This window comes from Ensifer sp. (assembly GCF_035999185.1).
GTDB lineage: Bacteria > Pseudomonadota > Alphaproteobacteria > Rhizobiales > Rhizobiaceae > Ensifer.
Map to the genome: position 1 here is coordinate 17902 of NZ_DASYHB010000085.1, position 12701 is coordinate 30602.

Below are 12701 nucleotides of genomic sequence, written 5' to 3' on the forward strand. Positions count from 1 at the left end.
AAATTGCCAGGCAATACAACAAATTTTCCTAAACAGATGCTGAACCCAGAGGGCGAATTTTGAAAGAGGGCTTTAAGTGCTCTTTCACCTCATTCTGCTAATGAAAGGCCCAACTCCATTCATGACGCGTGGTAAAATGCATCTGGTCCTGGTCTCATCGCTCGTTCCCGCCGCCAATCCGGCGTCCGGTTTCGACATCGCAAACCGGGCTGTGCTCGACGGCTTGCGCGCGCTCGGTCACCGGGTCAGCGTTATCGGTTTCCTGCAGCCGGGTCGTACGCAGGCGTCCGATTGCGAGGTGCACCTGCTCGGTGAACTCGAAGTGACCAACGCCAAGGTCGGCACCCTTCAGAAGCTGAAATGGCTTGCTAATGCCTTCCTCAACCGGACATCGGTTTCGTCGGGAAAAATGCTCACCGTATCGGCGAGCCGGATCCAGGCAATCCTCGACGGACTTGCGCCTTTTGACGGCCTGGTGCTCAATTCCGTGCAGTTGCCGGCCGCCTTCGCGCAGGTTTTCCGGCCCTATCCGTCGATCTACGTCGCGCACAACGTCGAGGCGGATTCCGCCTTCGAGAATGCCGAGCGGGCGAGCGGCACCTTCGAGCGTTTCCTCTTTCGGCGCGAGGCACAGTACCTTGAGCGGTACGAACAGCAACTCGCGCAGAACGCGGTCGCCGTCTGGACCTTTGCTGAAGCGGACCGTTTCGGCTTTGGTCGCGCTGTCAGCGACCGCGCCTTCGTCCTGCCTCTGGTGACGAGTTGGGACGCGCCGCCGGCTGCGGCTGACGATGCCCACGAACTCAAGCAGGATCTGGGTTTGATCGGGACCTGGAGCTGGCGCCCGAACAGGCTTGGGCTAGATTGGTTCCTTGCCGAAGTCGTGCCGCATCTGCCGGAGGACATGTCGATCGCTGTCGCCGGCCAGATGGACGGCGTGCCCGTCGTTTCCCACCCTGGAGTTCGTTTCGTCGGGCGGGTGCCGGACGCCCGCACCTTTGTCACCGAAAGCGCCGTCATCCCGCTTATCAGCCGCGGCGGCACCGGAGTGCAGCTGAAGAGCATCGAGACCTTCGAACTCGGCATGCCATGCGTGGCGACGCAGGCATCGCTGCGCGGTATCGAACAGGTGCCGGGCAACTGCGCCGCGTCCGACGATCCGGCCGAATTTGCCCGATTGCTCGTGGAAAAGGCCACCAAGGCCCGCGCCGGCGATCGCCAGCGGCTCGACGGATCGGCTTTTCACCGCGCCCAGAAGGTCCGGCTCATGCGGGTCATGCGCAATGTGCTCGCGAGCCTTGGGCCATCAGTCGCTGCCGAAAGTCCGTCCGTGCCGCCGGAACTGAAGGTGCATGAAGGACGGCGGTCGTGAGCAAGACCGCCGCCGGTTCGAATGCCGCAATTCCCCAGCGGCTGATCCTCGGCTTGCCCGTGGCCGACTTTGACTGGGCAGATGCTTTCGCCTTCATGGTCGAGGCATTGGCGCGGCCGGGCGGGCAAACATTGCTGTCGTTCCTCAATGCCAACAACGCCAATCTGATGATGAAGGATGGCGACTATCGCGACGTCTTGAGCCGGCAGATCGTCCTGCCAGATGGACACGGGATAGACATCGCCTCCTATGTGTTCCACGGCAGCATGTTTCCGGCCAACCTGAACGGCACCGACTTTGTGCCGGCGTTTCTGACCTTCGTCGACAGACCGCTGCGGGTCGCGATGATCGGCGCCCGCCCGGAGGTCCTTGAGCGCGCCGCCGAGAACTTCCGCAAGCACACGCCATGGCACGAGTTCTTGCCGGTTTCCGATGGTTTCTTCGACCGCGAGCGCTCGCGGGAGATCCTCGATAAGGTTCGCGCGCTGAAGGTCGATGTCCTGTTCGTCGCGATGGGCAGCCCCGGTCAGGAAAAATGGGTGGACGCCAATGTGCACCCTCAGGACGCGCGGTTGGTTGTTACCGTCGGTGCGCTCTTTGATTTCGTTGCCGAGGCGTTTCCAAGGGCGCCGAAATTTCTGCGGCGGTTGCGCCTGGAATGGTTCTTCCGCCTGGCGGTCGAGCCGCGACGCATGTGGCGCCGCTATATACTCGGAAACCCGCTTTTCCTGTGTCACGTCCTCTGGCACAAGCTGTCGGGACGCGCGCGGGATACCGTTGCCGACACCAGCCTTCGAACGGGAACATCGTGAACGGTCAGACCAAGCGCACGGCGGTTGTCACCGCGTCCTATGCGAATGATTTCGAGCGCTGCCGGCTCATGTGTGAGAGCATGGACCGCAAGCTCCTCGGCGATTGGCGGCACTATCTGCTGGTCGCAGACTTTGACGTGGCGCTCTTCCGGCAGCTGGAGGGAACGCGGCGCCAGGTGATCAGCGAGCGCGATCTCTTGCCCTGGTGGCTGCACCCCGTGACCGACCCGCTATCGGCCGGCCGCCGAAAGCTGTGGCTGAGCCCTTTCGGTCTGCCCTTGCGCGGCTGGCATGCGCAGCAGCTTCGTCGCCTGGCATTGGCGCGCCACATCGACGAAGCCGCGATGTTTGCCGTCGATTCCGACGTCGTCTTCCTGCGCGCTTTCGATCCGGCGAGCCTCTGGCAAGAGGATCGCCTGACGCTTTACCGCAAGGATGGCGCGATCGATGCTGAGATGCGTTCCAACCATCTCGAATGGCTCGCCCATTCCGATCGCCTTCTCGGCATAGGTCCCTATCGCCTGCCGGCCAACGATTACATCAACACCTTGATCGCCTGGCGCGCGGATACCTGCCGCAAGCTGCTCGACCATATCGAGGCCCTGCACGGACGCAACTGGGCGCGGGCAATCACCCGCACGCGTGCGTTCTCCGAATGCACGATCTATGGCCGCTTCGTCGATGAAGTGTTGGGTGGGGAGGGGCATATCCCCAGCGATGCAGCACTCTGTCATGTCCTCTGGTTCGAGGACAGCTACCGGCAGGATCTCTCCGGCCTCAGGGATTTCCTCAAGGACATGGCGCCGCACCAGATCGGCATCGGCGTTCAGTCCTTCGTCGGCCACGATCTCGATGACATCCGCCGGGCGGTACTCGAGCTCGCGGCCTGACATCGCAGGGCGGGTCAGATGACGCGTGTCGCCGGTTTCCTGAGGGCCGTGTAAGTCAGCGCGAAAGAGAGAACGTAGAGCACCAGGAAGATCGCGTTGAGCGATGGCGCCCATTCGGCGACATCGGTCGTCGTGCGCAACAACGTCACCAGCAGCGCCACCTTGACCACTCCCGCAATCAAGAGATTGAGCATGCGCCGCACTGTCCGGCCGGTCGCGTAGAGCAGCTCGGAATGGTACTCGATCAGGTTGCGGAACGAGGGAACGAGAAGGATCATCGCGACGATCGGGGCGGCTGCCGAGACATTGTGCCCGAGCCCGCCAGGGAAGAGCCAGAGATAAGTGGCCATGGCAACCATGCCGGCAAGCGATGCAAGCGCGACCAAAAGTTCGATCGACAGCCGCACGCGCCAGCGGGCAATTGCCTCGGGCGTACGCATGATGCGCTGGACGAGCAACGTGTTAAACGACCGTACGGGAAGCGCGGTCAGGTCCGCGAGCCGCATCAGGATGGCGTAGAGCCCGGAGACGGCCGGCCCGCCGATGGCCAGCACTGCGATCTTGTCGAACTCGGACTGGATGTAGAAGAGCACCTCGGCTCCGGCGACAGAGATGGAATCCGCCCAGCGCCGGAAGTAGAGCCGAGGCTGCCAGCGCAGCCGGACCCGCGGATAGAACCACGCGATCGCCACGATGAGGCCAAGCGCGTTGGCGATGAGGTAGAGGTGGGACCAGGCCTCGAGCGACTTCAAAGACAAGAGGGCGAAAAACAAAGCCGCGGCGGTGCGGATCGCCGTTCCGATCACCACGAGCAGCGCCCCGCGTCCAAAGCGGCCAAGGCCGTTCAGCACGATGACCGCGGTTTCCAACCCGCGCCAGCAGACGATTTCGGCCAGCATCAGCGCGGAAAAGGTACTGACCGTCATGTCGCGGGAAAAAAGGGCAATGAAGGTGGCTGCGCAGATGACGACGATCAGCGGCAGGGAGAGCCCCGCACCGACAAGGAAGCCCATCGTATAGGTGCCGACCAGCAGCGGTTTTACGGTTGCGACCCGGTAGAGCGGCGACATGAAACCGAAGGCGAGAAACCGCGAGATCATGATGCCGGCGGCAGACGCGGTTGCGAACAGTCCGAAATCCGCGATCGTCAGCGTGTTGGCGACGGCGATAAAATAGACGAGCGAGAGCACAAGCCGCCCTGCCGAGCCCCCGGTCATGGAGAGATAGGCGTGGATCAGCGCCCTGTGGCGCAGATAAAGCACTTTGACGCGGTTAGGCACGGCTGACGTTCCAATAGCGCGCTACCCGTCGACGCCGGTCGAAGCGCTCTATCTCCTTGTTTGTGCTCAGTTCCGAGCGCAAGACATGCTATGCCTTGCGCCGGAACCGCTCTGCTCTTTTCCCTCATAGGCGGGAAAGCTTAATAAGGCGTGAGATTGCCCGGTTTGCACCTGAGTTCTCCCTAAAATTAACCTTTTGTTTGCCATGTTTCCTTAGGTTGGCTTCACTATTCGGAATTCGCCGTCCAGGCAGCCGCGGGATAAGTCATGTTCAACATCGACGACGAGAAACGCCCGGTTCCGCGTGCATCGTTGCTCGATTTCGCAGCCGAGGACACGCGCGCTTCGGCGCGCGCGCAAAAATCGCGTGTTGCCGGATCCCTGGGCGAAGGCGCTTCGCTGCTCAATCGCTTGTCGGAAACCGAGGGCGCGTCCGCACGGCAGGGCGTGAAGCCTGGCGCCGCGCAGTCTGCACCCACAAAGAAGACGACGACAACAGGCGCAGCGACCGTCAAGCCGTCGGGTACTGGCAAGCCGTCGCGTTATGGATTGGGCGGTGTCGGCGACAGGCTCGCGCGATGGCTGGCGGATGGCCAGCCGGGCGCCGCGATGGCGTCGGCCGAAAGTGCCGGCGCGGGTGGGGGCGATCGCCCGCTCATCGACATCAAGACCGTGCTGCGGTCCGTCTGGCAGCTTCGCAAGATCATCATCGCAACCACGGTGCTCGGAGCCGTCGGCGGCGTACTATTGGCGTTGTCGACGCCCAGTATCTTCGTTTCCGAAAGCAAGCTCTATGTCGACCCACGCGAGGTGCGGCTCACGGATTCCGACCTCTCGAAACAGTCGCTGGCAACCGAAGGCATCCTTGCCCTCGTCGACAGCCAGCTCGAAGTGCTGCGCTCCCGCACCGTCATGGAGAAGGTGGCGGCCGATCTCGATCTGCAAAACGACGCGGAATTTGCAGGGAAATCCGCCAGCGGCGATGCCTCCGCCCGCGTGCTGAAGAAACTGACCGAGGCCATCCATGTATGGCGCGACCCGAAGACCTTCGTTGTCACCGTCGAGGTGCAAACGCGATCTGCGGAAAAGTCGGCGCTGATCGCCAATCGGCTGGTTGAGACTTTCCTCGGAGAAGAGACCGCGGCCCAATCCGGCTTCTTCCAGAAGACGACCGTGGCGCTCGACGCCCGGATCAAGGAGCTGAAGGCCGAACTCGACGCAGCCGAGAAGGCCGTTGAAGATTACAAGGCGAGCAACGACATCGTCGGTGCCGGCGGCGAGCTGATTGCCGACAAGCAGCTCTTGAGCCTCAGTGATCAGGTGGCGGCGGCACGCAACCGCATCGCCGAGGCGAAGGCCAAGGCTGAAGCGTCAGGCAAGGTGCAGTTGAACGACGTCCTGACCGGCGCGTATCCCGAGGAAATCAGCTCGATGGCGCTGACCGAGCTGCGCAAGCAGTTTGCCGCGACCAAGGCGCAACTGAGCGCGCTCGACGCGAGCCTCGGACCGCGCCACCCGCAACGCATTGCGGCCCAGCAGGCACTTGAGGCCTCGCGCGGCGAAATTGCCAACGAGCTGCGTCGCATCGCGGCTGCTTCCGGCACCGAGCTTGATCGCGCGCAACGCACCGAGCAGGATCTTGTGCAGCAGCTTGCCGTCCAGAAAGCCCGGCAGATCGATTCCTCGGCGGAGTTTGTCGAGCTGCGCGAATTGCAGCGCCAGGCGGCTGCGACCCGTGCAATCTACGAGTCTTTCCTGAAGCGCGCCGGCGAGACCCGCGAAGAAGAAAAGCTGAGCGCCAAGAATATCCGGGTGATTTCGCAGGCTGAACCTGCGCTGCAGGCAAAAGGACCGTCGCGCAAGATCATCGTCGTCGCCACCACGTTGGCCGGCTTCTTCGCCGGTTTCGGTCTCGGTGTCCTGCTCGGCATTTACCGCAGCCTGAATGGCTTGTTCGCCGCAGGTAAAAAAGCGGAGCGCGATCAGGATCCGGAACCACCTGAGCCGGATGGCGACCCCGAGCCGACGCAAGAAAAGTCTCCACAGACCGAAACGATCGTCGGCAAGTCCGATCTGCCGCCGCCCTTCAGCCCGGCCGCGCATCATGCCCAGTCGCTGACTGCTGCCTACGCGGCCGCGCGCCGCCGCGAGTTGGCGGACCCCTCGTTCCGGCTACCGGAAACGCTGGGAGAAGCGGGCAATGACACCGGCATCGCCAAGGTGCAGGAAGACCTCCGCCTGCTCAGATCCCGCGTCGAGGACTATTCGCGGCAGAAGCTCGCACGTCGCTGAAGCGCCGCGTGCCAGGTGAGAGCGCGCGCGGCCCCACAACGGATATACAAGGGACGCACGGGCATGCCGATTTGTCGCTGTCCATGATCGCGCCTGCTCATGGCAGCAGGCGTCGCGATTGCCACCTCTCATCGGTGAGAGGAAATGCCATGCGGTCGATCGAAACAATCGTCAAGCGCATCGTCGCCTCTTGCATTTATGCGTTTGGGACAGCATAGGGCGCTTTGAGGCCATCGCCTTTTCCCGGGCGAACTAGAGTGTGCCGCGTGAACAGGAAGCCAGGAGGAACATGCCGTGACGACTGTGATTGATGGCAAAAAGGTCGCCGCTTCGGTGATCGAGGCCGTTAAGGCCGCCACTCGGGCGCTGGAGACGGAAGCCGGCGTGCGCGCGGGTCTTGCTGTTGTCATCGTCGGCGACGATCCGGCAAGCCACGCCTATGTTTCCTCCAAGAGCAAGATGGCCAAGGAGTGCGGCTTCCTGTCGATCCAGCATACGCTGCCGGAATCAACGACGCAGGAAGAGCTCGCTGCCTTGGTTGCCGACCTCAACGCGGATCCGTCCATCCACGGCATCCTCGTACAGTTGCCGCTGCCCAAGCACCTGAACTCCGAGCCGATCATCCAGTCGATCCTGCCGGAAAAGGACGTGGACGGCCTGCATGTCGTCAATGCCGGCAAGCTGGCGACCGGCGATCTCGAAGGCGGCCTCGTCTCCTGCACGCCGGCCGGTGCCATGGTCTTCGTGCGCCAGACCCATGGTGATGATCTTTCCGGGCTGAACGCCGTCGTCATCGGCCGTTCGAACCTGTTCGGCAAGCCGATGTCGGCACTGCTTCTTGCCGCCAATGCAACGGTGACGACCGCCCATTCGCGCACGAAGGATCTCGCTGGCGTCTGCCGCAATGCCGACATCCTCGTTGCTGCCGTCGGACGCCCGGAGATGGTGAAGGCCGATTGGGTGAAGCCCGGTGCGACCGTCATCGACGTCGGCATCAACCGCGTGCCGGCGCCGGAAAAGGGCGAAGGCAAGTCGAAACTCGTGGGCGACGTCGCCTTTGCGGAAGCCTCCGAGGTCGCCAGCGTCATCACCCCGGTGCCGGGCGGCGTTGGACCGATGACCATCGCCATGCTGATGGCGAACACGGTGATTGCCGCCCACCGCAAGGCCGGCCGCAAACCGCCACGCTTCTGATCCCGACTTCTATTTCAGATGGATGCGCGCCGCGATTGCGGCGCGTCTTCATTTCTGCGGGGCAGGGCCGGTCGATGCGCGCACGATAAGCTCGGCCCGCCAGAGTTCCTGATCCGGGTAATCTCCACGCTTCAGGATACCGCCGATCAGCCGCGTCGCAATCCGCGCGCCGGCGGCCCTCAGCGACGAGCGCGTCGTCGTCAGCGGCACGCTGAAGTTCTCAGGCTTCAGCATCGGCAGAACGTCGTCATGGGCGATCAGCGATATATCCTCGCCGATCTTCAAGCCTGCCTGGTTGAGCGCCCGAACCGCGCCGAGCGCCAGCACCGTACTGGAGCAGAGCACCGCCGTCGGTGGTTGCTCGTGCTGCAAGAAGCGCTGCATGCTGCGATAACCGTGTTCGTCCGTCATGAGAGAATGCTGCACCAGCGCCTCGTCGAGCGCGAGGCCGTGTTCGGCAAGCGCCCGCAGCATGCCTTTCTTGCGACGAATGGAAAAGGCCAGATATTCCGGCCCGTTGATCAGCGCGATGCGCTGGTGCCCGAGCTGGATGAGAAGCCGCGCTGCGTCGTAGAAGGCGGTGGTGTTGTCGATGTCGAGGAAGGGATAGTCGCGGCTCTCGCCGATCGACCGCCCATGGACGACGAAGGGAATGGACAGCGACTTCAGCATGGCGATGCGCGGGTCGTTGGCGCGCATATAGGCAAGGAACAGGGCGTCGACATTGCCGCTGGCCGCCAATCGCCGAAACGTCACTTCTTCATCTTCCGGCGCGCTCGGATTGAGCACGAAGTGGAAGTCGTGCTTGACGGCTTCCTCAGCAAGCCCCGCCAGGAACTCGCCGAAATGCACGTCGGAATCGATGCCGGGCGCGATCGGCATGACCATGCCGATGGAGAAGGCCCGGCCTGTGGCCAGCCGCTGGGCGGCGCGGTTCGGCCTGTAACCGGTTTCACGCACGGCCTGCAGCACACGCTGGCGGGTCTCGGCATTGACTTCCGGATAGCCGTTCAGCGCCCGGCTGACCGTCGTCTGGGACAGGCCGAGCAGTTCCGCAAGTTGCTTGAGATTGACCGCCATGGTCGGATTTCCCCTCAAAGCGCTTTGGATATCCGTATGATTTTTAGTGTTTGGTCCCGGCGCTCCTCGTTTGTGTAGCATCCGTTTTTCGAGCAACAAAGCGGAATTCAACCATTGCGCGGTGCAAAACGTTACCGCAGAGCACAAATCCGTCGCATGGAGGACAGTGGTGGGAAATCTCTTGACTCCGCGCGTGTCGCAATGGTTTGTTAGCGAACTCAAAGCGCTTTGAATTTTGCGCTGTCGTCTGCCCGGTGGGATCCGGGTTCATCTTGGGAGGAGAAGGACGTGAAGAGATCATTGCTGTTGGGTGTGGCGGCATTTGCCCTCATGGCAGGTAGCGCCGCTGCCGCGGACCTCAAGTTCGAGCCGGGCAAGGACACGAAGTTCAACTGGGCGAGCTTCGAGGAGTTCAAGAAGGGTCACGACCTCAAGGGCCAGACGCTGACGATCTTCGGTCCGTGGCGCGGCGAGGACGAGGCTCTGTTCAAGAGCGTCTATGCCTATTTCACCGAAGCGACGGGCGCCGAGATCAAGTACTCGTCGTCTGAAAACTACGAGCAGCAGATCGTCATCGACACGCAGGCCGGCAGCCCCTCCGAAATCTCGATCCTCCCACAGCCGGGTCTGATCGGCGATCTCGCCTCCAAGGGTTACCTGACGCCGCTCGGCGACGAGACCCAGAAATGGCTGCTCGACAACTATGCCGCCGGTCAGTCCTGGGTCGATCTCTCGACCTACAAGGGCAAGGACGGCAATGCCGCGCTCTATGCCTTCCCTTACAAGATCGACGTGAAGTCGCTCGTCTGGTACTCGCCGGAAAACTTCGAGGACGCCGGCTACGAAGTGCCGAAGACCATGGAAGAGCTGAAGGCGCTGACCGAGAAGATCGCCGCTGACGGCGGCAAGCCGTGGTGCATCGGTCTCGGCTCGGGCGGTGCGACCGGCTGGCCGGCCACCGACTGGGTGGAAGACATGATGCTGCGCACGCAGCCGGCCGACGTCTATGACAAGTGGGTCAAGAACGAGATTCCGTTCACCGATCCGGCTGTCATGGGCGCGATCGACGAGTTCGGCTGGTTCGCCAAGAACGACAAGTTCGTCGATGGCGGTGCAGCAGCCGTTGCCTCCACCGACTTCCGCGACAGCCCGAAGGGCCTCTTTGCCTCGCCGCCGAAGTGCTACCTGCACCATCAGGCGTCGTTCATTCCGTCGTTCTTCCCTGAAGGCACCAAGGTTGGCGAGGATGCCGACTTCTTCTACATGCCGCCCTACGAGAGCAAGAAGGAGCTCGGCAATCCGGTGCTCGGTGCCGGCACGCTGGCCATGATCACCAAGGATTCTCCGGCTGCGCGCGCCTTCATCGAATTCCTGAAGACGCCGATTGCCCATGAAGTCTGGATGGCACAGACGAGCTTCCTGACGCCTTACAAGAGCGTCAACGTCGATACCTACGGCAACCCGCCGCTGAAGAAGCAGGGCGAGATCCTCTTGAACGCCACTACGTTCCGCTTCGACGGTTCGGACCTGATGCCGGGTAAGATCGGCGCAGGCGCGTTCTGGACCGGCATGGTCGATTTCGTCGGCGGCAAGTCGTCGGCTGACGTTGCCGACGGCGTGCAGAAGGCCTGGGACGCCATCAAGTAAAAATCCGATAGCGGGCGGCAGAAATGCCGCCCGCTATCGCCCTGGGTTCGCAGCTCGAGCGGGACGAGGAAAAGCGGATGCGGTTTTCCGTTCGGTTCGCGCTCGTCACGATGAGAAGCGGCGCGCCCCAATGAGAACGGCGACAATCGCCAGCCCTGCACGGGGACGTGCATCGAAGGGGAGGGACATGTCATGTTTTATCAGCTTGCCGCTGCTGCAGGGTTTATGCTGGCCGGAGTGCTCGGCTGCGCCGCCTATTTCTGGGGAACCAGTTTCGTTCTCGACCTGATCTTCCCGTCGAAGGGAAAATCCGGTGCCGTCGCCTCGCGGAACCTGCGCATCACCAATGCCATCCGTCCGTGGCTGTTCCTGGCGCCGGCCCTCTTCGCGCTTGCTACTTACCTGATCTATCCGGTCATCATGTCGCTCTGGTACAGCTTCCATGACCGCGCCGGACAGAACTTCGTCGGCGTCAGCAACTACGCCTGGATGGTCAACGACGGCGAGTTCCGCCAGTCGATCTACAACAACTTCCTCTGGCTTCTTGTCGTTCCGGCGCTTGCGACCTTCTTCGGCCTGGTCATCGCAGCACTCACCGACCGTATATGGTGGGGCAATATCGCCAAGACCTTGATCTTCATGCCGATGGCGATCTCGTTTGTCGGTGCCGCGGTCATCTGGAAGTTCATTTATGATTTCCGGCCTGAAGGGGCCGAGCAGATCGGTCTCTTGAACGCCATCGTCGTCGCCTTCGGCGGCGCGCCGCAGGCCTGGATCACGCTGCCCTTCTGGAACAATTTCTTCCTGATGGCGATCCTCGTCTGGATCCAGACCGGTTTCGCGATGGTCATCCTCTCGGCCGCGCTTCGCGGCATTCCCGAGGAAACGATCGAGGCCGCCGTCATCGACGGCGCCAATGGCTGGCAGATCTTCTTCAAGATCATGGTGCCGCAAATCTGGGGCACGATCGCCGTGGTGTGGACGACCATCACCAGTCTGGTGCTGAAGGTCTTCGACATCGTTCTCGCCATGACCAACGGCCAGTGGCAGAGCCAGGTACTCGCGAACCTGATGTTCGACTGGATGTTCCGCGGGGGCGGGGACTTCGGGCGAGGGGCGGCGATCGCCGTCGTCATCATGGTCCTCGTCGTTCCGATCATGATCTGGAACATCCGCAACGCGGCCAAGGAAATGAAGGGGCACTGAGATGAATCCAGCGACACGCTCCCCCCTCATGTGGGTCGTCCACCTCTCGGTCCTTTTGATCGTCGCGCTCTGGACGCTGCCGACCGCCGGCCTCTTGATCTCGTCGCTTCGCGACAAGGATCAGCTCGCCGTTTCCGGCTGGTGGACCGCCCTTTCGACCTCGTCGCAGAACATCGTCGTCCGGGCCCCCGGTCCGGAAACCCAGGTCGAGCGCGAAGGCAAGTTCGTGATCTCGGGCAACCTGCTCGAAGGCCAGCAGGGCCAGATCTCGGCCTTCGGCTTCAACAGCCGCGAGCCGACGGCCTTCAAGGCCGGAGAAACCGCCGAACTCAACGACGGTGAGAAGCTGACGGTCCAGGCCGACGGCAATTTCGAAATCGTCTCTGACAAGAAGATGGAAGGCTCGCGCGGCCAGCGCGTCTTCGTCACGGCGTCGTCGCCGCCGCGCTTCACCTTCGACAACTATGTCGAGGTCCTGAGCGCCGAAGGCATCGGACGCTCCTTCATCAATTCGCTGACGGTTGCCGTGCCGGCGACGATCATCCCGATCATGATCGCGGCCTTTGCCGCCTACGCGCTTGCCTGGATGCCGTTTCCGGGCCGTGCGATCCTGATCGCCGTTGTCGTCGGTCTTCTGGTCGTACCGCTGCAGATGTCACTGATCCCGCTGCTGAAACTCTATAATGGTGTCGGCACGATCCTCGGCGTGCCGGCCAAGACCTATGTCGGCATCTGGCTTGCGCATACCGGCTTCGGCCTGCCGCTGGCGATCTACCTGCTTCGCAATTACATGGCCGGCCTGCCGCGCGAAATCATGGAATCCGCCCGCGTCGACGGCGCCAGCGATTTCGATATCTTCGTCAAGATCATCCTGCCGCTGTCCTTCCCGGCGCTCGCCTCCTTCGCGATCTTCCAGTTCCTGTGGACC

At 62.4% G+C, this 12701-nt stretch carries 10 protein-coding genes; 8 read left to right on the forward strand and 2 right to left on the reverse strand.

The window, feature by feature from the left end; all coding sequences use genetic code 11:
* The first annotated feature begins 121 nt into the window (after positions 1-121).
* From VGO04_RS08340 to VGO04_RS08350, 3 genes are read left to right on the forward strand one after another with little or no spacing between them, the layout of a single operon-like run.
* Positions 122-1372, forward strand: a complete 1251-nt coding sequence (locus VGO04_RS08340; RefSeq protein ID WP_327495478.1) for a glycosyltransferase family 4 protein — start codon at positions 122-124, stop codon at positions 1370-1372.
* Positions 1369-2184, forward strand: coding sequence for a WecB/TagA/CpsF family glycosyltransferase (locus VGO04_RS08345; RefSeq protein ID WP_327495479.1), 816 nt, complete (start codon positions 1369-1371; stop codon positions 2182-2184). Before VGO04_RS08340 ends, VGO04_RS08345 begins: the two co-directional genes overlap by 4 nt.
* Positions 2181-3074 (forward strand): DUF6492 family protein, encoded by an 894-nt coding sequence (locus VGO04_RS08350; protein ID WP_327495480.1) that lies wholly within the window; start codon positions 2181-2183, stop codon positions 3072-3074. The genes VGO04_RS08345 and VGO04_RS08350 overlap by 4 nt, the downstream gene beginning before the upstream one ends.
* Positions 3075-3088: 14 nt before the next feature.
* Here VGO04_RS08350 and VGO04_RS08355 read toward each other — a convergent pair whose 3' ends face one another.
* The gene (locus VGO04_RS08355) at positions 3089-4354 is read right to left on the reverse strand and encodes a lipopolysaccharide biosynthesis protein (protein ID WP_327495481.1); all 1266 of its coding nucleotides are present in this window, start codon (positions 4352-4354) and stop codon (positions 3089-3091) included.
* Positions 4355-4621: 267 nt separating this feature from the next.
* Here VGO04_RS08355 and VGO04_RS08360 point away from each other — a divergent pair, with 267 nt between their 5' ends.
* Both VGO04_RS08360 and folD read left to right on the forward strand, forming a co-directional pair.
* Positions 4622-6646: a GumC family protein gene (locus VGO04_RS08360; RefSeq protein WP_327495482.1), complete on the forward strand. Its 2025-nt coding sequence runs from the start codon at positions 4622-4624 to the stop codon at positions 6644-6646.
* A gap of 294 nt (positions 6647-6940) precedes the next feature.
* Complete coding sequence (gene folD, locus VGO04_RS08365) at positions 6941-7840, forward strand: bifunctional methylenetetrahydrofolate dehydrogenase/methenyltetrahydrofolate cyclohydrolase FolD (protein WP_327495484.1); 900 nt, start codon at positions 6941-6943, stop codon at positions 7838-7840.
* Between the two features lie 48 nt (positions 7841-7888).
* Here the strand turns inward: folD and VGO04_RS08370 are convergent, their stop codons facing one another.
* Positions 7889-8920, reverse strand: coding sequence for a LacI family DNA-binding transcriptional regulator (locus VGO04_RS08370; RefSeq protein ID WP_327495485.1), 1032 nt, complete (start codon positions 8918-8920; stop codon positions 7889-7891).
* A gap of 288 nt (positions 8921-9208) precedes the next feature.
* Between VGO04_RS08370 and VGO04_RS08375 the strand changes: the two genes are divergently transcribed.
* The 3 genes from VGO04_RS08375 to VGO04_RS08385 form a co-directional block, all read left to right on the forward strand.
* A complete protein-coding gene (locus VGO04_RS08375; RefSeq protein WP_327495486.1) occupies positions 9209-10567 on the forward strand; it encodes an ABC transporter substrate-binding protein in 1359 nt (452 codons plus the stop codon).
* Between the two features lie 192 nt (positions 10568-10759).
* Positions 10760-11773, forward strand: a complete 1014-nt coding sequence (locus VGO04_RS08380) for a sugar ABC transporter permease (protein ID WP_327495487.1) — start codon at positions 10760-10762, stop codon at positions 11771-11773.
* A 1-nt stretch (position 11774) separates the two neighbouring features.
* The coding region (locus tag VGO04_RS08385; protein WP_327495488.1) for a carbohydrate ABC transporter permease at positions 11775-12701 on the forward strand (927 nt) is incomplete at its 3' end.